This window comes from Bacillus sp. PK3-067 (assembly GCF_056738645.1).
In genome coordinates, this window is record NZ_CP096490.1 from 1,783,767 (window position 1) to 1,805,525 (window position 21,759).

Below are 21,759 nucleotides of genomic sequence, written 5' to 3' on the forward strand. Positions count from 1 at the left end.
AGATTCATAAAGGAGGGATTTTTTATTAACCGAATAGTTCATCAGGGATTTGTTTGAAAGAGTTTTGATTTGTAAAAAAATGAACAGCTAATTTTTCAACTGGAACATCTTCAATTGGTACCAATTTATCATTTTTAATCGGCAAAAAGGCTATCCCTTTTCCGTCCTGAATAAACTCTTCCATAAGCGAATAAGAATCTAATTGTTGAAGTTGACGCTGAGATAAATTATTTTCTTTTAGAAATTGTATCGTCTTATTTCTAAAAGGGCACTTTTTGTCATTGCTAACGAAGAAGAGTTCCTTTGAATAGTCAATGATACATTTTTCTTGATCTTTTAGTAAGCCTATAGAAATTGAAGTAGTAAATACTTTTTTAAAACCTGCACCAGAATCATCCTCATAAGTGATGACCATATCAACTTTTTGTTGCTGCAGTAATTTTGGCAAATGACTACTATTTTCTACATATATTTGATAATTCATGAAATTTTCTTTAATACGCTTACTTAAATAATTAGTCAAAATCGATTGTGACGTCGCGATTATATAAGAAGACCCACTTGTTTTAATTTTATCTTTCGCTTCTTCTAATAGAGTTAATATTTGATTCGTGTAATCTAATAAAATGTCACCAGAAGGTAATAAGGAAACGCCTTTGTTATCTCTATGTAGTAAGGGTGTTTCTAATTCTTGTTCTAATTTTTTGATTCTTTCAGTTACGTTCGGTTGAACATAACCTAACTCTTTAGCAGCTTTACTAATAGAACCCTCACTGGCTACAGTTTTGAATATAATAAGATCATTTATTTCCATATATCTCAGCCCCCTTATGCACTATCATTATAAATGATACCAAACATAATTTATACCTATTTTACGTTAGCTACTTATCGATTTATCATAATGTATATAAGATTGAAAGCGAGTGATAAACATGATTGGAATGCAATATAAGGTCATTTTGCCAAAGGATTATGACATGGAAATTATTAAGAAAAGGGTAAAGGATAATGGTTATAAAACTGATGGTTTCCAAGCACTAAATTTTAAAGCTTATTTAATTACGGAAACGGAGAAAGACGGGAATTTTTATAACTGCTATGCACCTTTATATATTTGGAATGGGCATGAAGGGATGAATAAATTTATCTTTGAAGGGTATTACGATAATATTTTACAATCGTTTGGTTGGCAACAAATACATATAGGTGTTCCATTAGTTGTTAATCTAAGTGATGGATTTAAGAAAAGTAGATATGTTGTTGAATATGCAGGAAGTATTGCTCAAAGTAAAACGCTGATTGGGACTCAATTAAACATGATGAATGAAAATGTACAAAACAATGAAAAGTGTTTAGGGAATGTAATCGTTTATAATCCGGATAAATGGGGATATAGTAGGTTTGAGTTTTATGAAGAGAAGCCTGATATTATAGTAAATAAAGGTGCTACAGTATATGAGATTTTACACATTTCACGATGAAATTTTGTTGTATATTAAAAATAAGAAAAGGAATGAAAGTCTATGCCTTTTGTGAAGATTTATTATCCTGAAAACATATTAAATGAAGAAGAGTTGGAAAAAATGGGGGAATGTATCCATCTTTCGTTAATTGAACATTTTAACATCCCTGAAAATGATTATTTTCAAATGTTCTTACCTTACCAACAAAATAAATTTTTATATAATCCATATTATTTGTTGGAAAGAGGAGAAAAGAGAACAGAGAATATGATATATGTTTCTATTACATGTGGACCGGGAAGAACGGTGCAACAGAAAAAAGATTTGTATCAATCGATATCTTTAAAAATTACGGAATATTCCGACGTTAAAACTTCGAATATTTTTATTACACTAAATGAGACAGCTGCTGAAAACTGGTCATTTGGTCAAGGAATAGCACAAATGATGAAAATAAAGGGAGAAAAAAATGAAAAATGAACTTATTGAAGTACATATTAAAAAGAAAATGAGAGAAATGGCACCTGCATTTGCTCATTATAGTGAAAAGATATTATTTGAGGAAGTGTGGCGGGATGCCACTTTAACATTAAGGGAAAGAAGTTTGTGTACTGTGTCAGCACTAATCAGTCTCGGTAATACAGAACAATTACAATTTCATCTGAAGCTAGCTAAACAAAATGGGATTAAGGAGAATGAATTGGTTGCATTAATAACACATATGGCTTTTTACGTTGGTTGGCCAAAAGCTATGTCAGCTTTAAATATAGTAATGAATGAAATGAAAAGCTAAGAATAATGATAAGTAAGAATTCATGTTTATATGAATTCTTACTTATCATTATTTATGCAATACTTTATCGCTATATTTATTACATTTTCTCTTGCTTTTTTATCACTTGCGTAGTAAAGTGATAGTAAGATTAACGCTAGGAAGTGATCAAACATGCGTGATAATACGATAGGATCATTAATATGGTTACGTTTAATACGATTTACGAACCAAAGTAATCAAATGTCAAATGAGTTTTTAAAACGTTTTGATTTAACGACAGCTCAATTTGATGTGCTTTTGCAAATACGTACGTATCAACCACTAACACAAATGGAGTTAGCTGAAAAGGTAACTGTTACACAAGGTGGCATTTCTCGAATGTTAACTCGTCTTGAAAAAGAAGGATATATTGTACGAAAACAAGATTGGAAAACGAAAACAATTAGTCTTACAGAGCAAGGAGAAGCGGCTTTAGAGAGAGCATTGCCAGAGCAACTTGCATTTCAATCTTCGTTTTTTGATGATGTATTAAATGAAGAAGAGCAGAAAATATTATATGAGCTGATGACGAAAGTTCATAAGCATAGTGAAAAAAAAGAATTACCGCAAGAGTAATTTTTTTTACACCATCAATTGACTAATCAAGTGATGGTGTAGGTAATACGGAGATAAACTTGACTTACCAACGTTTTTAGAAAAAAACTAATACTACTTTATTAAAGGGGAGAGTAACTATGGAAAAATACCGTATAGATACAAGAAAAGGAATTGAGTTTGGATTATATTCAATTGGTGATCATGTTTTAAATCCACATAATGGGGACAAAATTACGCCAGAGAAAAGAATTCACGAACTAATTGAAACAGCTAAGTTAGCAGATGAGGCAGGGCTTGATGTGTTTGCTGTCGGAGAAAGTCACCAAACACATTTTACAACGCAAGCTCATACAGTTATTTTAGGTGCGGTCGCGCAAGCTACGAAAAATATAAAAATTGCAAGTTCCGCAACGATATTAAGTACATCTGATCCAGTTCGAGTATATGAAGATTTCGCTACCATTGACTTGATTTCTAATGGACGTGCAGAAATTGTGGCTGGTCGTGGATCTCGTATTGGAGGATATAGTTTACTTGGTTATGACGTGAATGATTATGAAGAATTATTTGAAGAGAAGATTGATCTTTTATTAAAAATTAATAACGAGGAACATGTAACATGGAATGGACAGTTCAGAGCACCGCTCGCACATGCATCGGTTATTCCAAGAGCGAAAAATAATAACTTACCAATTTGGCGTGCAGTTGGAGGTCCACCAGCTAGTGCAATTAAAGCAGGACGTGCAGGTGTGCCAATGATGATAACAACACTTGGTGGTCCAGCAATTAACTTTAAAGTGTCAGTAGATGCTTACCGCGAGGCTGCTCAGCTAAGCGGATTTGATCCAGCTAGTTTACCAGTTGCGACAACGAGTTTATTTTATACGGCAAAAAATTCACAAGATGCACTTAGTGAATATTACCCTCACATTAATGCTGGTATGCTTACACTGCGCGGTGATGGGTATCCGAAACAGCAATTTACAAATGCAATAGATTACCGTGATGCTTTAATGGTTGGTAGCCCACAACAAATCATTGAGAAAATGCTTTACCAATATGAATTGTTTGGCCAACAACGCTTTATGGCACAAATTGATTTTGGCGGTGTACCATTTGATAAAATTGAGAAGAATATTGAATTAATTGCTACTGAAATTTTACCAGCCGTTAGAAAACATACAGCAAAACAAATAAAAAAACTGAGAGTTTAATCGACTCTCAGTTTTTTTATTTGTTCTGGAAAAATGACAAAAAAATGAACTTTTAGTCGAGGAAGAGGGAAGTTGTTTTCTATTTTTGAATAACATTATTTCGAGTTTGAATTTTGAAAATACATTTTTCTCTTGACAAAAAATAAGCATTTATCGCGGGTGCTTTCGAGGACATTTTTCCGAGTAAAAGTCAAGCGTATGAAGAAAAAACGATTGTTTTATAGATATAAAAGTAAGAAGTATATTGAAAAAACACATTTTGCTAATGAGAAAAATCTGATTCAAAAAAATGACAAAAGACATATTTCAGACAAAATGATGTCAATAATACGTCAAAAATAACCTGAATTTACTATGCAGGTATATTATACAATTCGATTAACGAATAAAACACTACAGAAATAGTGAAAAGGTAAAAAATAGCATTACAATAGTTTGAAAAACTGAAACTTCATATTTTTCGACAATACATACAAAATGTTTTTGTCTTTTCGTATTTCTTAATAATTGAGTTTGATAAGATTGCTCAATTAACTTTTATTATAAAAACTATGAAGGAAGTGATTTTAGTATGGAAACGCTCGAATTGGCACGAATACAGTTCGCATCAACAACGATTTTCCATTACTTTTTTGTTCCGCTGTCAATTGGTTTAGCTTTTATTATTGCAATCATGCAAACGTTGTATGTGGTAAAAGGGCAAGAGGTATATAAGAAGATGGCAAAGTTTTGGACGCAATTATTCCTTATTAACTTTGCAGTAGGTGTAGTAACAGGTATTTTACAAGAATTTCAGTTTGGTATGAACTGGTCAACGTATTCACGTTTTGTAGGTGATGTATTTGGTCCCTCGCTTGCAATTGAAGGATTACTGGCATTTTTCATTGAGTCTACATTCCTAGGTTTATGGGTATTCGGTGAGGACAAATTACCGAAGCGAATTCACTTAATGTGTATTTGGCTCCTTTCAATTGGAACGATGTTATCAGCATTCTGGATTTTAACTGCAAGTGCATTTATGCAGTCACCTGTCGGGTATGAAATGGCAGCTGATGGTCGTGCGCAAATGAATGATTTCTTAGCCATTATTCAAAACCCACAACTATGGGTACAATTCCCGCATACAATTACAGCGGCAATTGCAACAGGTGCATTCTTTATTGCTGGTGTAAGTGCATGGAAAATTACAAAAGGACAAGAAACTGTAGTATTTAAAAAATCTTTCCGAATTTCTATCATTGTTGGAACAATTACAACGGCGCTTGTATTATTCTTTGGTCATGCACAAGCGCAACAATTAATTAAGACACATCCAATGAAGATGGCGGCAGCTGAAGCGCTATGGAATACAAGTGAGGATCCAGCACCATTTACAGTATTTTCGAAAATTGATACAGAGAAGAAAGAAAATTCGTTTGAAATTCAAATCCCTTATATGCTAAGTCTATTATCGTATGATAAGTTTAGCGGTCAAGTTGAAGGGATGAATCAAATTCAAAAACAATATGAGGAAAAATATGGACCTGGAGATTATATTCCTCCAGTGCATACAATGTTTTGGAGTTTTAGAGCGATGGTAATGAGTGGAACATTCATGCTTCTTCTAGGAGCTTACGGATGGTTCTTATCAAGAAAAGATCGTTTAGCTGAAAAAACGTGGTATTTAAAATTAATGGTGTATGCAATTTCTCTTCCATTCATCGGTAATACAGTAGGGTGGATTATGACTGAAATGGGTCGTCAACCTTGGGTAGTATTTGGTGTAATGAAAACAGAAGATGCTGTATCACCAAATGTAACATTCGGTGAAGTATTATTCTCACTTATTTCATTCACATCAATGTATTTAATTATGGGTGGAATTTGTGTGTACTTATTCGTTCGTACCATTAAGGGCCACACGAATAAGAAAACGAAAAAGGATTATCAAAGCCATGATCCATTTGATAAGGAGGAAGAGTATGTTATCTCTTAATGAGTTGTGGTTTTTAGTTATTGCAATCTTGTTTGTTGGATTCTTCGTACTGGAAGGTTTCGATTTTGGTGTAGGAATGGTTTCGAGGTTTTTAGGAAAGAATGATTTTGAAAAACGAGTTTACTTAAATACAATAGGACCGTTCTGGCACGCGAATGAAGTATGGCTTGTTTGTGCTGGTGGAGCCATGTTTGCGGCATTTCCGCACTGGTATGCAACTTTATTTAGTGGTTTTTATATTCCATTTGTATTTATGCTTCTTGCTTTAATTTTAAGAGGTGTTTCCTTTAAATTTCGTGCGAAAATAGATAATCATAAATGGAAGAGTGCATGGGATTGGGGGATGTTTATTGGAAGTATGTTACCTCCTATCCTTTGGGGAGTTGCGATTGCAAACTTTATGGTAGGTGTACCTATTGATGAGAGTAAAAATGTTGTAGGTGGATTCTTGCAATTACTTCATCCATTTGCGTTACTTGGAGGAGTAATGTTTCTCCTACTATGTATTGTTCACGGATTACAATTTCTTACGATACGTACAACTGGTAAATTGAGAGAACGTGCACGAATTGCTGCAATAAAAATTGCACCATTTTCATTACTTACACTTCTTGTTTTTGCTGGTGTGGGGTTATGGAAAACCGACATTTTCACTGCTCATGGAACAGAATGGATTATGGTACCAATCGGAGCTTTTGTAGCACTATTAGTGTCCACTTTATTAAATAAAAGAAGAAGAGATGGTTGGGCTTTCTTTATGACGAGTTTAACGATCATTTTACTAAGTGCGAGTGTATTTATCGGTATGTTCCCACGTGTTATGATTAGCTCTTTAGGAGCAATGAATGATTTGACAATTTACAACGCAGCATCAGGAGCTTATGCATTAAAACTTATGACTTACTTTGCGATTGCTATTTTGCCTTTCGTTATCGGAAGTCAAATATGGAGTTATTATGTATTTAGACAACCTGTTAAGTCAGACAACGATTTGGAGTACTAATGAAAAGAAAAAGAGGACTTCCGTCTTATCCCGGTAGCCGTATTTTATATGTAGCGTTAACGATTATTAGTATTTTAGAAGCTTTTAGTATTATTGCGCAAACAATCTTTTTAGCACGAGCTATTACGTTTTTATTTCATGGAGAGACAGTACAAACAATATTAAGTGAAGTTGTTTATTTTGGTATCGCGTTTGCAGCGCGTAACATAGTAGTTCGAACATCACAAATATTAGTGGAACGTTTTGCTGAAAAAACAGGGTCGTTACTAAGAAAACAATTGATAGAGGCATATTTCACATTAGGTCCAAGGTATGTTCAAACTGTTGGAACTGGTCATCTGGTTACCTTATCAATTGAGGGGATTGAGAAATTTAAAACATATATTGAATTAACGATTCCTAAAATGATTAGAAGTAGTATCGTTCCAGGTCTAATTGTACTATATGTTTTTACGCTAGATATTGAGTCTGGAATCATTTTAGTTGTAACGATTCCTATCGTGATCATATTTATGATTCTTCTCGGATTAGCAGCGCAAAAAATGGCAGATAGTCAGTATGAGATATATCGTGTACTTTCGAATCATTTTGTAGATACGTTAAAAGGTTTAGAAACATTAAAGTATTTAGGGAAAAGTGAACAGCACGAAGGAAAGATTGAAAAAGTAAGTAAAAGATATAGAAAAGCAACGATGCGTACTTTGCGAGTTGCTTTTCTTTCTTCTTTTGCATTAGATTTCTTTACGAGTTTATCAATTGCGTTTGTGGCAGTTGGATTAGGGATACGTTTAATAGATGGAACGATTATACTATTACCAGCCCTTACAATTTTGATTTTAGCTCCGGAATATTTTCTGCCGATTAAACAAGTGGGAGCAAATTATCATGCGACATTAGATGGACAAATTGCGATGGAGCAAATAGAAGAGATTTTGCAACAACAAAAAGGAATACAAAAGAAAGATTTAAATGAAGATATAGTATGGAATGCCTCTAGTAGCTTGAAATTACAAGATATCAAAGTTAATAATACTGAATCTGAAAAGGCTATATTAGAAGGAATTAATTTTACTTGGGAAGGTAACGGTGCTATTGGTGTTATTGGTGAAAGTGGTGCAGGGAAATCGACGTTAATCGACGTATTAGCAGGTTTTTTATCTCCTTCGAGTGGAAAGATGTTAGTAAATGGTGTAGAAGTTGATGGATCTACTCGTGAAGATTGGCAAAAAAATATTGCTTATATTCCGCAGCAACCTTATATTTTTCCGCTTTCATTAAAGGATAATATTCGTTTTTATGAAACAAATGCAACAGATGAAGAAGTTGAAAGAGTTATTAATGAAGTCGGCCTTCGTTCACTCGTTACATCACTTCCAAATGGGATACACGAAAGAATTGGAGAAGGTGGACGTATGCTAAGTGGCGGACAAGAACAGCGTGTTGCTATGGCGCGTGCGCTTTTAAGTAAAAAACCAATCATTTTATTAGATGAGCCTACGGCACATCTTGATATTGAAACCGAATTTGAAATAAAGCAAGCGATGTTACGTCTATTTAATGGAAAGTTAGTATTTTTAGCAACTCACCGTCTACATTGGATGAAACAAATGGACCATATTCTTATTCTAAATAAAGGGGAAATGAAAGAAAGTGGGACGTATGAAGAACTTTTAGAGAATGAGACATTACATTTTCATAGGGAAGAGAGGGGAGAGAAATGAGTAACTGGGTTAAACCTTATATAAAACAAAATAAAGGTAGAATGACTTTAACTATTTTCCTTGGTCTTCTTGGAGTTAGTTCAGGAGCGATGTTACTTTTTATTTCAGGTTATTTGATCTCAAAATCTGCCCTTAGACCAGAAAATGTAATGGCTGTATATGTTCCTATTGTTGCAACAAGAGCGTTTAGTATAGGGCAAGCTGTATTTCATTATATAGAGCGCCTAGTCGGACATGATGTCGTACTACGTATATTAGAAAAAATGAGAACGAGGCTATATAGAATAGTAGAACCACAGGCGTTATTTTTCCGTTCTCGATTTCAAACGGGTGATATGTTAGGAGTGTTATCCGAAGATATAGAGCATTTGCAAAACCTATATTTACGTACAATATTTCCTAGCATATTAGCGCTAGTTGTTTATAGTATCTTTGTACTTGTTATCGGTGCATTTGATTTTGTTTTTGCACTTATTGTAGGTTGTATGTTAGCTATTATCGTTTTTCTTCTTCCGTTTGTATCATTACTTTTGATGAAGAAACATCATGTTACTTTAAAGCAAGGAAGAAACCGTTTGTATCAACAACTGACAGATGCTGTTTTTGGATTATCTGATTGGCAAGCAAGTGGTCGTAAAGATGAATTTATTAATGAGTATGTAAAACAAAATGATCAGTTGTTAAAAATCGAAAAGAGAGTGAAACGCTGGTATCATATTAGGGACAGTATCATTCAATTAGTAGTAGGTATTGTAGTTATTTCGATGATCATATGGACTGGGAATGAAGCGGCAAGTGAACAAATTGCTCCTACAGTTATCGCAGCTTTCGTATTAATGACTTTATCTGTAACAAACGCGCTTATTCCTATTGCAGATGCCATCGATCGAATACCGTCGTACGTAGAATCTACCCATCGTCTTAATGGCGTAGAAAGTGATAGTGTTTTACATGATGAAACGGATTTGCATGGAGAGAAAGATTATATTGAACCAAAACATGTAGATATTGAACTGAATCACGTATCGTATAGTTATCCAGATAGTAATGAGATTGTATTAAAAGATGTATCATTACAAATAAAAGCAGGGAAGAAAATTGCTATTTTAGGGAGAAGTGGGACAGGGAAATCTACTTTACTAAAATTGTTAACAGGGGCGTTAAGCCCAGTAAATGGCCAAGTTGTATTGAATGGTGAACGAGCTCATACGAATCTTTTATCTAAATATATTTCTGTATTAAATCAAAAGCCGCATTTATTTGATACGACAATTGGAAATAATGTACGAATTGGCAAACCGGAGGCGACGGATGAAGAGATATGGAAAGCTTTAGAGAAAGCACAATTAGCTTCACATGTTACTTCTCTTCCAGACGGATTACAAACAAAAATGCATGAAATGGGAAAGCGGTTTTCTGGTGGGGAAAGACAAAGGGTTGCTTTTGCTAGAACTCTTATGCAAGAAACACCAATTATTGTACTTGATGAACCGACTATCGGTTTAGATCCAAAAACAGAATTGTCTTTAATCGAAACAATGTTTTCTGCAACGGAAGACAAGACGGTTATTTGGATTACGCACCATCTTGTAGGAATAGAACATGTAGACGAAGTTATATTCCTTGATCGTGGCCAAATTGTCATGCAAGGTAGTCATAAACAACTTCTGAAAGAAAATGAAAAGTATCGTAAACTTTATGAGTTAGATAAAGGAATATGATTTAAATAAGCAATAATTGTAAAAATAGCTACGCCTAATGGTGGAGCTATTTTTTTGTTAGATTGCAGGTGTATATGATTGTTACGAATTAAAAATGAATTTCATATTATACATATAATGGAGGGGATGTACATGAAGGAGCAATATAAAATCATTGTTTTAAGTGATGAGTTATCAGGGGAGAGGATTCGAAATACGTTAGACAAAAATAAATGTAAAACAATAGTTCATGTTGTAGACGTTTCAGATGTTGTTCGTATAGAAAGTTCTTTTCAATATATAGTCATTTGGAGAGGGGACGCAGAAAAACTTACAAATGACTTGATAAATAGGGGCGTGCAAAGTTCAAAAATTATTAATTTAACAAAATACATGTATGAATGGAAGGATAAATTAATTTCTATCTATCAAATAAATCCGGATCTTATGTCTTTATACATTTCTATGAAAAAAACAAAGAGTGATCCGACGTATGAATTGTTTGCTACCGGTTTGTCTTATCCACATTGTGGCATAAGTACGGAGCTTCTCTCAAAAAAGTCAATAAAATTAACACTTCCATCGCAAGATCTATACTATGATTATTTAATAGCGTCACAACTTTTATCAAACAATCATTCATTTCAATATTGTTTAATAGGAATAGCCTATTTCTCGTTTTACTTTGATATGTCGTTATCATCTGAATCATATAGAATTCACAAAGTATATTATCCATTGTTTCAAGATGGTCATCATACTGTAGTTCATTCTCCTCTACCCACTGATGGATTCTCACATCTAAATACTCCGAAACCACTTCTTTCTATTTTTAATTTGCATTTTGAATATATTTTATTAGACGAACTAAAAGATGAATCATTGACGCTGCCTTGGATAAATGCTGAATGGAATACTACTTCTCTTCATATTCCTTTTGAAGAACACGGGAAAATAAGAGCAGCTTCACATGCTAAATTGGCGTATCCTCATACTTTAGTTGAAAATAAAATGATTTTTAAGAAATATTTAGAATTACTGTTAAAAAACGATATAAAGCCATTAATTGTTGTGTTCCCTGTTACTTCACATTATTTCAATTGTAGTAGTAAGAAATTAAAAGAAGATTTTTATAAAGTTATAAATGATTTTCAAACTCAATATTTTTTTCAAATTATAGATCTATTTGATTCGCCATTATTTTGTGACGATGATTTTTATGATAGTGATCATATGAATAAAAAAGGTGCAAATAAAATGTCCGCATTATTAAATATGTTTATTCAGGAACGAAAAGTATGATATTTTGTTTCCTGTTTGCATAAAAGTATATAGGCTCCATACAGTTAAAGTAATGTGATTTTTGTGTCGCGTATATAAATAATATGCGAAGAGGTGAGAGAGTTAAAATGAGAACTCGTATTGAAAGAACTGAAGAAATGGTAGAGCAACTTCCGTTGGTAAGTGTATTAATTCCTACGTATAATCGTCCTAGTTACTTTGAAAAGGCGTTATGTAGTGTGTTAGAACAAACGTACCCTAATATAGAAATTATAGTTGGAGATGACAGCACGAATGATGAAACAGAAAAATTGTTACAAAAATACTTATGTGATCATTCAAATATTATTTATATAAAAAATAGGTCAACTCTCGGACAATTTGAAAATGCGTTAATGTTATTTAATGAAGCGAACGGTGAGTATATAAATTTTTTAATGGATGATGATGTATTTCATGTGAATAAAATTGAAAAAATGATGAAGTATTTTTTCAATGATTTAGATAATGAAATTAAGCTTGTAACATCTCATCGTCAAGTCATTGATGATAAAGGGAAAGAACTGCGACATATTTATTCGACTGTCCGTTTATTTGAAGAGGATACCATTATAGAGGGAACAGAATTAGGAAATAAGGTAATTGTGGATCAAAAAAATTATATTGGAGAACCGACAACAGTTTTATTTCGTAAAAATGATTTACAAGAACCATATGGGATTTTTGATAAGAGGCGGTATTTATGTAACGTAGATATAGCTTCATGGTTATCTTTATTAAGTAAAGGAAAAGCAGTATATATAGCAGAGACACTGAGTTACTTTCGATTACATCCAGATCAACAGTTAAATGAATCTAATAAAATGATGGATGGGTTAGAAGATTTTTCACACAGTATTATAGCAGGAGAACAATATGGTTTCTTATCCACCGAAAAAGAGTTAGACAAAGCGATAACTAATTTTCTAGATTATGCAAGAAGGATAGTTCCATCATCAATATTATATACATTAGACTATTACCAAAAAATTAGAGCGAAGAAAATAAACATAGAAAAGAAAAAACAACATATAAATAATAATTCTTCATTACCGAAAGTAAGTATACTTATTCCTGCATACAATAGACCTTATTACTTGGAATTAGCACTCAACAGCGCTTTGAATCAAACATATGAAAATATTGAAATTATTATTTCTGACGATAGTACAAATAATGAAGTCAATGCTATGATTCAACCGTACTTACGTGAATATGAGTGTATTACATATGTTAAAAATGAAACGCCGTTAGTTGCCGAAAACTTTAATAAGTGTGTAGAACTTGCGAATGGGGACTATATAAACTTTTTATTAGATGATGATTTATTTCATCATGAAAAGATCGAGAGAATGATGAAATACTTTTTGACGTTAGAAAATATTTCATTTGTGACGTCATATCGTGAACTGATTGATGAGAATGGAGAGATATTACCACCTTCAACATTAAATATGAAAATCGCGAAAGAAACTACACTTTTTGAAGGAAAAGAATTAGGAAATTATATGTTAAAAAACTTAAAAAATGTAGTTGGTGAGCCGACAACTGTTTTGTTTAATCGGGATTTGTTTGACGGGAAGTTTGGATATTTTAAAGGAAAGGCTTATTCTGCTATTAATGACATTGCAACTTGGCTAGATATGATGAGGAAAGGAAAAGTAGTTTATATGCAAGAACCTCTTAGTTATTTTAGACAACATAGTGGACAAAATCAAAAACAAATGCATTTTATTTTAATGACAATTGAAGAGTGGATTGAATTAATTATAGATGCATATAATAGTGGATTTTTAAGCTCCGAAAGTGAGTATAAAGAGAGTTTATCTTATTGTTTAGAAAATGCGGGATTTATAGTTAAGGATGCAGTAAAAAATGGCGAACTAGATCAAATTTATAATGAAAAGATAAAAAAAGGGTTAAACAAGTTAGTTGCTCATATGTTTGAGAAAGAATCTTGTTATTGTCAATATTGCAATCAACAATTTGAAAAATTTTCACCTTGGCCAGCGCATTATGATTTTCCGAAATATAAATTTGAGATGTGGAATAAAGATACAGGGATATGTCCAGTTTGCAATTCGATGGATCGTGAAAGATTGTATCGTGCGTACATTGAAACGGAAACGGACTTGTTAAATAGAAACTATACAATGCTTCATATTGCACCTGAAGCGAAGTTAAGAGATTGGTTTAACGAGTATAAAAATATTACGTATGTATGTGGTGACTTAGAACCAAAGGATCCATTAATGAAGGAAATTGATGTTACAAGGATTACATATGATAGTAATACTTTTGATGTAATATTATGTAGCCATGTGTTAGAACACGTTCCTGATGATGACAAAGCAATGCGAGAGTTATATAGAGTGTTAAAGCCAAATGGATGGGGAATTATTCAAGTACCGATCGTAATGAATGTAGATTTTATTATAGAGAATGAATTAATTGTAACACCACAATTGAGGAAATTAGCTTTTGGTCAAGAAGATCATGTGAGAATTTACAATCAATCGGGATTTATTCAACGATTAATGAATGCAGGATTTAAGGTAGAATTATATAACATAGCGGAAAAACAAGGAATGAAAAGTGCTAGGAAGTTTGGATTATCTGAAACAGATATGCTCTATATTGTCCGAAAATGATAGGAAGGAATAGATAGATATGGAGAATATTCCTTTTTTACGTGCTTCAACTGTACCTGTAAGTGAGTATTTGGACGAATTGAAGGAAATTGATACATCTCACATATATACGAATTATGGACCTATAAATCAACGTTTTGAGGAAACAATTATGTCGTCATTTTTTCAAAACAGGGGAGCTGTTACAACAGTAGCAAACGCAACGTTAGGGTTAATGGCGGCTATTCAACTAAAGAAAAGAAGAAAGGGAAAGTATGCTCTCATGCCTAGCTTTACATTCCCTGCGACTGCCTTAGCCGCTATTTGGTGTGGATTGGAACCGTACTTTATTGATATTTCAATAGATGATTGGTATATGGATAAAACCGTACTTTTGGATAAAATAGAAGAATTAAAAGAAGAGGTTGCGATTGTTATCCCGTACGCCACTTTTGGATCATGGATGAACTTAGAAGAATATGAAGAACTAGAGAAGAAGGGGATTCCGGTTGTCGTAGATGCGGCGCCGGGATTTGGATTAATGAATGGAGGGATGCATTACGGTCAAGATTTTAGTGGAATGATTGTATATAGCTTTCATGCAACAAAGCCGTTCGGAATTGGTGAAGGAGGGCTCATATATAGTAAAAACGAAGAAGATATACAACGTATTAAAAGAATGGGGAATTTCGGATTTGATAAAAATCGTGAATGTACGATGATGGGGTTTAATTGTAAAATGTCTGAATACGCAGCAGCTATTGGGATAGCGACTATAAAAAAGTGGGATCAAAAATTAAAAGAACGCAGCCGTATTTCTGAATGGTATAAACAGTTGTTACAAAATACTGGGTTAATGAAAAAAGGGTGGAAAGTCCAAAAGACAGAAGCGGTTATTCACCAATTTATGCCTATCATTTGTCCAGAAGAAGTTCGCAATATACAAGTAATAGAAGAACTGAAAAAACAGAAAATAGAAGCTAGATTATACTTTTCACCATCTTGCCACCAACAAGTTCTTTTTAAAAACTATAAGTCTACAGATTTAACAAAGACGAATAAAATAGCAAAACGAATCGTAAGTTTACCTTTATGGGAAGGAATGACGAAAGAACTAGTAGAGCAAATTGTAATCTGTTTAGAGCAGAAGGTGGTGTCGGTAGATGAATAGTTTTTATAGTCAAGAAGAACTAAAGCAAATTGGATTTTTATCTGTTGGGAAAAATGTATTGGTTAGTAAAAAAGCAAGTATATATAATCCGAGTGCTATATCAGTTGGCAATCATGTAAGAATTGATGATTTTTGCATTTTAAGTGGTAAAATCACAATTGGAAGTTATTCGCACATATCAGCGTATACAGCGTTATATGGAGGGGAAGTTGGGATTGAAATGCATGATTTTGCAAACATCTCAGCTAAAACAATCGTATATGCAGTACTTGATGATTTCAGTGGAAATACATTAATGGGGCCAACCGTCCCGAATCAATATAGGAATGTGAAAGCAGAAAAAGTTATTTTAAAAAAACATGTGATTATTGGTGCCAATTCTATTATTTTTCCAAATGTAATTGTAGGAGAAGGTACGGCAGTCGGCGCGATGAGTATGGTAAAAGAGAGTTTAGATGATTGGTATATTTACGCTGGAGTTCCCGTAAGGAAAGTAAAACCTCGTCAAAAAAAGATGCTAGAGTTAGAAATTGATTTTTTAAAAAGCATCCATTCTTAACAAAAAAGAATGAATGCTTTTTATTTTTATCTCGCTATTCGCCGATAAAGATTCGACTGGTGAGGGCTAATTAAAGTTTCACTTTATGATAGAGCGGAGTGTATCTTAACTTATTATGTTTTAAATTTTGCTGACCAAGGCAATACTGAGCCATAGTGAATGTAAAGTTGGAGGGCGAGCGTATATGTTTGATGAAGATGGGATTGTTTTAATTATGGAACCAACTGATGAAAGAAACTTGAGGAGATTTATTTTTTCAGTGCCAAAGTCAGTGTATGAAAAGAAGGGGCTTACATTACACTATGGAACAGCTATAGGACAAGGCTATATGGATATAATTGAAGATATTATAAGCGTACATATAGAAATAGATGTTGTAACGATAATAGGGCATGTAAGAGGATAAATAGCTATTTGAAAAAGGTTATAAACAATTTAGCTAGAAGTTATGTATAGAGAAAATTACAGACAATGATAAAGACGAAGGGGGTCTAAAATGAAAATAAAATCAATTTTATTAGTATTTATAGTTTCAATTGGTTTAATGGGATGTTCAATAGTGGAAGAAGGAAAGAACTCCATAGATTATGCTCAAAAGGCGACAGACTATGTAAATGAAATAAGTGCATTTGCAAATGATGCACCAGCATTAGCAGAAAAGGCCGTTAATGATAGCGAGGCTCGAAAAGAATTAGAAACGAAGCTTAGTGAAATTAAACAAGATATACCCGCATTCAATGAATTAACGCCACCTGATGTAGCAAAGGATCTTCATCAACAAATCGTCGGATATAACGAAAAGTTAAATACGTTAATTGATACGGCGAAGATAAAGATAGAAGAAGGCAAAGTGGATGTAGAGCAATTTAAAAACTCTGAGCTTATGCAGACGGTAGATCAAGTTCGAGATTTGAAAGATAAAGTGCAAAATTTAGGTCAATAGTAAAAAGCTCCGTTTGTGATAAACGGAGCTTTTTACTATTGGATACAATAAACGATTACACCAACGATAATAATCATGTTGCCGATGAGTTTACGTTTCGTTATTTTTTCTCCCAGGAAATACCAACCGAAAATTAATATGATGATATAACTTAAGGATTCTAATGCTGATGCTTGTTTTAATGCCATACCCTTCATGGCGATAACATTTAATCCGGCGTTAATTACAAATAAAGAGTAGCCGATAATAACATAAGGATTCACATATTCTTTTATTCTAGAATCGTATTGTTGCAAAGTAGCTTTTTTTAATAATATTTGTGAGTAATTAGCTAAAATTATCCCGAAAATAAATAATAACATATAACTATTCATCTTTTGTCACCACCACAATTCCGACAATAATAATAGCTGCACCAAGTAAATGATTCCACTGAATCGTATCTCCAAATAGAAATACTGACCAAAGCATTGACCACAGTATAATAATTCCGCGATGTGAATATGCTTTTGAAATTTCGAAATGTTTAATTACTTGTTGCCATAAAATTGCATATCCGAATAAAAGTATAACTAGTCCGAAATAAGCAACAAAAAATGAGATGGAAGCAATGGGGAATTTAGCTGCCCATTTCATGTAAACCATAATGATAGAATATATCAAAAAAGCTACATGTAAAAATACGTAATTTTTAATAGTTGGTTTCATTTATTCACTCTCTTTTGCATATAAATATATATTTATACCTAATTTTTCTAATGATAGATATTGGAACGTATTTTGTTTAATCTTTCACATTCCAAATTATATAGTATCATGGCTTTTATTGTAAAACAATAGAAGCTATGCATTCATTTTTTCCAAGGTTCTACAATATGTATCGTTTTATTTGTTGCATCCAATTCTACTTGAACACCGATAGGCATGGTAATCATGGGATGTGTATGACAACAATCGAAGTCAGCTAGAAAAGGAATTCTTTGATTTTGAAGTACTTCTAATAGTATTTCAAAAGGTTTTCGATTTGTACCACAATCATCAAAATGCTCATGTTTTCCAAGAATGATACCTGAAATTTTATCGAATACACCGTTAATTTTAAGTAATGAAAAGCTTCTTTCAATAGTAGCTGCATCTTTTGAACTGTCCTCAATGAAGAGAATGTCGCCTTCTTGAATATGTGGCATATAGGGGCTACCCCAAATTCCTTGTATCGTGTTTAAATTCCCGCCAATAATACGCCCAGTAGCTTTTCCATCAATTACTGAAATCCAATCGTTTGGTCGAAGTTCTTTCTCCTTCGTCTTTTCTTCCCAATTAATAAATTCATCTGACCAAAATAATGGTTGTTTTATATGATAAGGAAGAGAATAATCATGTAGTAAAGTTTCAGCAAAATATTTGTATGTGCAATCAACAAAAGGTTCAAATTCGCCAAAGGAAGGGACGAGAGCTGGTCCATAAAATGTAGTGATTCCTGTTTTGGCGTAAATTGCTAGTAATAAAGCAGTTGCATCTGAATACCCAATCATTATTTTAGGGTTCTTTAGAAAAGCATCATAATCAATATAAGGTAATATTGAATTTGAATTCATCCCACCAATTGTTGACATAATACAAGAAATATTAGGATTTCTTATTAAGACATTTAGCTCCTCAGCACGCTCTTGTATACTACCAGAACGATAAAAATCATATCGACCTGTTAATGAACCTTCTAATATATGAAACCCTTTCTGTTGTAAGTAAGATTTTGCTCGTTCAAATCTTTTTGGAGAAGTGTAGGTTACTGGTGAAGAAGGGGAGTAGATCCCAATTGTGTCTCCGTATTTTAATGATTTTGGAAGTAGCATTTGTATGAATCCCTTCTATTAAATAGTTTATCTCGCTATTTGACGGGTAGCCCGATTGGGGGACTGATTAAAGTTTCGCTTTATTTACGAGATTTTATTATTGAATATTCTTACGTTTCAACATTGTAAGTTTAACATAAATAAATTAAAATAATCATTGCTGTATATGAATAAATATACCTTTTACCTTGACTATATAAAGGAATTGTTGATAAGGTTAAATGTGAGTGTATAAAAGGTTTGCTAAAGGAGTTTTGAAATGAATCGGTTAAAATGGGGAAGGATGACAGTCCTATTAGTCATTATTTTAGGGATATGTTGGTTCTTATTCCAAGGAAATCAAAAGAGCGTAGCGAATGTAGAGGGACAACCTTTGCAAGTGGCAGAACTACCTAAAGCAGGATTTACTGAAAAAGTAGTCCCGCCAAAGTACATCCCACCAGAAATTAACGCAAAAGCAGCTATGATTATCGATGCGAGTGATGGAGATATTATTTATCAATATAATGAAAATGAAGCTTTTGCACCGGCTAGTATGTCTAAGATGATGACAGCGTATCTTCTACTAGAGAGTATACATAACGGGAAAGTTCGCTGGGAAGATCCAGTGAAAATGAGTGCGAAGGCGGCACAAACAGAGGGAGCGAGAATCCCAGTACAAGTTAATGACACATTAACTGTTAAAGATTTATATCATGCATTAATGATTGAGTCAGCTAATAATTCAGCTGTGGCTTTAGCAGAACATATGGCAAAATCGGAGAAAGATTTCGTTCAGCTTATGGATGCAAAAGCGAAACAGTTAAAAATGTCGGAACATGCTAAATTTGCAAATGCTTCTGGATTACAAGAGCCAGATGGAAGTGAAACAAAAATGACGGCTGGTGATGTAGCACAATTGGCGTATCATCTTATAAAAGATTATCCGGAAATATTAGAAGTGACTCACTTACTTCAAAGTCAGCTAGCATTTAATAATATTAATGTTATAAGCACAAACGACATGTTAAATAAAAATAATAAAAGTTTATATATAGAAGGAATGGACGGACTAAAGACTGGATTTACAGATAGTGCAGGATACTGTTTTACTGGGACTGCAAAGCAAGGCGATAATCGAATTATTACAGTGGTCATGGGGACATCAAGTAAAACAAAACGTTTTACAGAGACAAATAAGTTAATGTCGTATGCATTTGGATTAGTTAATTAAGTAAGTAAAATACGAATCTAGATCGCTACATAAGTAAGACTGTTTGTTGTTACTAATTTTAGATAACAACAAACAGTCTTTTTATTTTCATTTTAAAAAGGAAAAAGGGTCTAAATATAAGTGTTATTATTTGAGTTTGTTTGTTGCTGTGATATTATAAAGTTATAAGCTTATTAATAATAAGTTTGAGGGGGCGTAATATGATATATACATATGAAATAGCCTCAATTGAAAATTGGAGGGAATTATGATGGCAAAAGATTTTTACTCAGCAATTGAAGACAGAAGATCTATTTATGCAATTAGTAAAGAGCAAGTAGTTTCTGATGAGAAAATTCAAGAAGTGATTTATCATGCTGTAAAACATACACCTTCAGCTTTTAATTCTCAAAGTGCTCGCGTTGTTGTTTTATTAGGAGAACAACATGATAAATTATGGGATATTACGAAAGAAACGTTACGAAAAATTGTACCTGAAAATAACTTTGCACCTACTGAAGAAAAAATGAATGCATTTAAAAGTGGTTATGGAACGGTTTTATATTTTGAAGACAGTGAAGTAGTGGAAAGCCTTCAAGCTAACTTTGCATTATATAAAGATAATTTCCCAACTTGGTCTCAGCAATCATCAGGAATGTTACAATTTGCAATTTGGACAGCTTTAGAAATTGAAGGGTTTGGTGCTACGTTACAGCATTACAATCCGCTAATTGATGAAGAAGTGAGAAAAGAGTGGGATGTTCCAGCAAATTGGAAACTTATTGCGCAAATGCCATTTGGTAAACCGGTAGTACAGGCTGGTGAAAAAGAATTCCAACCGTTAGAAAACCGTGTGAAAATTTATAAATAAAATAATTTGATAAAAGGTGAACAGGAATATAACCTGTTCACCTTTTTTTATACGTAATAAGGGTTTTTTTGTCCGGCATTTTTCATCTGATTTTTTAATTCATTTTTACGTGTTTCAATAGCGGATACTTTTTGTAATGTTATCATTGAAACGAATTGAATAAAAGCATAGTATAGCTCTATATTTTTTTGTATTGGATCATCTATTATATTTCTCACAAATATGCCTCCTCTTTTTATTCCAATAAAAATCCGCATTAACGGGCAGCCCGAGTGGTGAGGGTTAAAAATTAGCGGAGGATGTATAAAACCCTTACTGATTAAAGTTTCATTTTATAAAATGAAACTTTAATCAGTTCGCTAAAATTCTTGTTTATTAAGATATGTATATAATACTATAAACATCCTATAAATTCCATTATCGGAAAAAGAGAACAGTTGGTATAGTGTGTGTTTTCTTTAAAGGAGAAATGGCTTTTGTGAAATAAATCTTACAATTCGTCAAATTATTTCAAAATTGTAGATAGTATAGAAATTTAGTTTTCTAAAAATATTATACTATTGATAAATAGAGTGATTTTTGTCATGATGAAAGTATACTTTATGTAAGGAGCTTTATAAGGAAATACATACTTGAGTTTGTATTAGGTTAATAGAATTTTTTATAATAGATAGAAAAGAGATATTTTATATTAAAATATTAAATAGAATGTCGAATTTTTATGTGATATATAAGAAATTTGAAAAAACCATTGCAAAAACACTGTGTT

The 21,759-nt window shown here is 32.9% G+C and carries 22 protein-coding genes; 17 read left to right on the forward strand and 5 right to left on the reverse strand.

The features are described from left to right. Nucleotides 1-25: 25 nt before the first annotated feature. Nucleotides 26-814, reverse strand: a complete 789-nt coding sequence (locus M1D73_RS09260) for a LysR family transcriptional regulator (protein ID WP_000405005.1) — start codon at nucleotides 812-814, stop codon at nucleotides 26-28. A 121-nt stretch (nucleotides 815-935) separates the two neighbouring features. Here M1D73_RS09260 and M1D73_RS09265 point away from each other — a divergent pair, with 121 nt between their 5' ends. The 15 genes from M1D73_RS09265 (at nucleotide 936) to M1D73_RS09335 (ending at nucleotide 17,074) form a co-directional block, all read left to right on the forward strand. Further along, entirely contained in the window at nucleotides 936-1,484 is a 549-nt protein-coding gene (locus M1D73_RS09265; protein WP_000579893.1) for a DUF4865 family protein, read from the forward strand. Between the two features lie 42 nt (nucleotides 1,485-1,526). Continuing rightward, nucleotides 1,527-1,946: a tautomerase family protein gene (locus M1D73_RS09270; protein ID WP_001117232.1), complete on the forward strand. Its 420-nt coding sequence runs from the start codon at nucleotides 1,527-1,529 to the stop codon at nucleotides 1,944-1,946. Continuing rightward, nucleotides 1,936-2,259 (forward strand): carboxymuconolactone decarboxylase family protein, encoded by a 324-nt coding sequence (locus M1D73_RS09275; protein WP_000787196.1) that lies wholly within the window; start codon nucleotides 1,936-1,938, stop codon nucleotides 2,257-2,259. The genes M1D73_RS09270 and M1D73_RS09275 overlap by 11 nt, the downstream gene beginning before the upstream one ends. A gap of 153 nt (nucleotides 2,260-2,412) precedes the next feature. After that, nucleotides 2,413-2,856, forward strand: coding sequence for a MarR family winged helix-turn-helix transcriptional regulator (locus tag M1D73_RS09280; RefSeq protein ID WP_001205523.1), 444 nt, complete (start codon nucleotides 2,413-2,415; stop codon nucleotides 2,854-2,856). A 119-nt stretch (nucleotides 2,857-2,975) separates the two neighbouring features. Further along, complete coding sequence (locus M1D73_RS09285) at nucleotides 2,976-4,052, forward strand: LLM class flavin-dependent oxidoreductase (RefSeq protein ID WP_121868383.1); 1,077 nt, start codon at nucleotides 2,976-2,978, stop codon at nucleotides 4,050-4,052. 571 nt (nucleotides 4,053-4,623) lie between these two features. Beyond that, the gene (cydA, locus tag M1D73_RS09290) at nucleotides 4,624-6,027 is read left to right on the forward strand and encodes a cytochrome ubiquinol oxidase subunit I (RefSeq protein ID WP_000448870.1); all 1,404 of its coding nucleotides are present in this window, start codon (nucleotides 4,624-4,626) and stop codon (nucleotides 6,025-6,027) included. Continuing rightward, nucleotides 6,014-7,030 (forward strand): cytochrome d ubiquinol oxidase subunit II, encoded by a 1,017-nt coding sequence (gene cydB, locus M1D73_RS09295; RefSeq protein ID WP_000950085.1) that lies wholly within the window; start codon nucleotides 6,014-6,016, stop codon nucleotides 7,028-7,030. Before cydA ends, cydB begins: the two co-directional genes overlap by 14 nt. Next, entirely contained in the window at nucleotides 7,030-8,751 is a 1,722-nt protein-coding gene (cydD, locus tag M1D73_RS09300) for a thiol reductant ABC exporter subunit CydD (protein WP_000824039.1), read from the forward strand. Before cydB ends, cydD begins: the two co-directional genes overlap by 1 nt. Next, complete coding sequence (gene cydC, locus M1D73_RS09305; RefSeq protein WP_000073644.1) at nucleotides 8,748-10,472, forward strand: thiol reductant ABC exporter subunit CydC; 1,725 nt, start codon at nucleotides 8,748-8,750, stop codon at nucleotides 10,470-10,472. The genes cydD and cydC overlap by 4 nt, the downstream gene beginning before the upstream one ends. A 132-nt stretch (nucleotides 10,473-10,604) precedes the next feature. Continuing rightward, complete coding sequence (locus M1D73_RS09310) at nucleotides 10,605-11,753, forward strand: hypothetical protein (protein ID WP_121868382.1); 1,149 nt, start codon at nucleotides 10,605-10,607, stop codon at nucleotides 11,751-11,753. 107 nt (nucleotides 11,754-11,860) lie between these two features. After that, complete coding sequence (locus tag M1D73_RS09315) at nucleotides 11,861-14,422, forward strand: glycosyltransferase (RefSeq protein ID WP_001260411.1); 2,562 nt, start codon at nucleotides 11,861-11,863, stop codon at nucleotides 14,420-14,422. A 19-nt stretch (nucleotides 14,423-14,441) separates the two neighbouring features. Then, on the forward strand, nucleotides 14,442-15,572 hold the full coding sequence (locus M1D73_RS09320; RefSeq protein WP_000427964.1) for a DegT/DnrJ/EryC1/StrS aminotransferase family protein: 1,131 nt from the start codon (nucleotides 14,442-14,444) through the stop codon (nucleotides 15,570-15,572). Then, a complete protein-coding gene (locus M1D73_RS09325; RefSeq protein ID WP_048656260.1) occupies nucleotides 15,565-16,131 on the forward strand; it encodes an acyltransferase in 567 nt (188 codons plus the stop codon). The genes M1D73_RS09320 and M1D73_RS09325 overlap by 8 nt, the downstream gene beginning before the upstream one ends. Nucleotides 16,132-16,315: 184 nt before the next feature. Next, nucleotides 16,316-16,537, forward strand: a complete 222-nt coding sequence (locus M1D73_RS09330) for a hypothetical protein (RefSeq protein WP_000459114.1) — start codon at nucleotides 16,316-16,318, stop codon at nucleotides 16,535-16,537. 90 nt (nucleotides 16,538-16,627) lie between these two features. Beyond that, nucleotides 16,628-17,074: a DUF6376 family protein gene (locus M1D73_RS09335; protein ID WP_088344173.1), complete on the forward strand. Its 447-nt coding sequence runs from the start codon at nucleotides 16,628-16,630 to the stop codon at nucleotides 17,072-17,074. A 35-nt stretch (nucleotides 17,075-17,109) separates the two neighbouring features. On the opposite strand, the gene M1D73_RS09340 is transcribed toward M1D73_RS09335, so the two are convergent. The 3 genes from M1D73_RS09340 to M1D73_RS09350 all read right to left on the reverse strand — a co-directional run bounded on the left by M1D73_RS09340 (nucleotide 17,110) and on the right by M1D73_RS09350 (nucleotide 18,927). Then, on the reverse strand, nucleotides 17,110-17,448 hold the full coding sequence (locus M1D73_RS09340) for an EamA family transporter (protein WP_001089868.1): 339 nt from the start codon (nucleotides 17,446-17,448) through the stop codon (nucleotides 17,110-17,112). Further along, complete coding sequence (locus M1D73_RS09345) at nucleotides 17,441-17,782, reverse strand: EamA family transporter (protein ID WP_000805125.1); 342 nt, start codon at nucleotides 17,780-17,782, stop codon at nucleotides 17,441-17,443. The genes M1D73_RS09340 and M1D73_RS09345 overlap by 8 nt, the downstream gene beginning before the upstream one ends. A gap of 143 nt (nucleotides 17,783-17,925) precedes the next feature. Then, nucleotides 17,926-18,927 (reverse strand): S66 family peptidase, encoded by a 1,002-nt coding sequence (locus tag M1D73_RS09350; RefSeq protein ID WP_000926320.1) that lies wholly within the window; start codon nucleotides 18,925-18,927, stop codon nucleotides 17,926-17,928. A 259-nt stretch (nucleotides 18,928-19,186) separates the two neighbouring features. Between M1D73_RS09350 and M1D73_RS09355 the strand changes: the two genes are divergently transcribed. Together M1D73_RS09355 and M1D73_RS09360 are read left to right on the forward strand one after the other, a co-directional pair. Then, nucleotides 19,187-20,140, forward strand: a complete 954-nt coding sequence (locus M1D73_RS09355; RefSeq protein WP_121868381.1) for a D-alanyl-D-alanine carboxypeptidase family protein — start codon at nucleotides 19,187-19,189, stop codon at nucleotides 20,138-20,140. A gap of 247 nt (nucleotides 20,141-20,387) precedes the next feature. Continuing rightward, nucleotides 20,388-20,990: a nitroreductase family protein gene (locus M1D73_RS09360; RefSeq protein ID WP_011110028.1), complete on the forward strand. Its 603-nt coding sequence runs from the start codon at nucleotides 20,388-20,390 to the stop codon at nucleotides 20,988-20,990. Between the two features lie 47 nt (nucleotides 20,991-21,037). On the opposite strand, the gene M1D73_RS09365 is transcribed toward M1D73_RS09360, so the two are convergent. Beyond that, nucleotides 21,038-21,208 carry a hypothetical protein gene (locus M1D73_RS09365; protein WP_001244279.1) on the reverse strand — a complete coding sequence of 57 codons (171 nt, stop codon included), beginning with the start codon at nucleotides 21,206-21,208 and terminating at the stop codon, nucleotides 21,038-21,040. Between the last annotated feature and the right edge of the window lie 551 nt (nucleotides 21,209-21,759).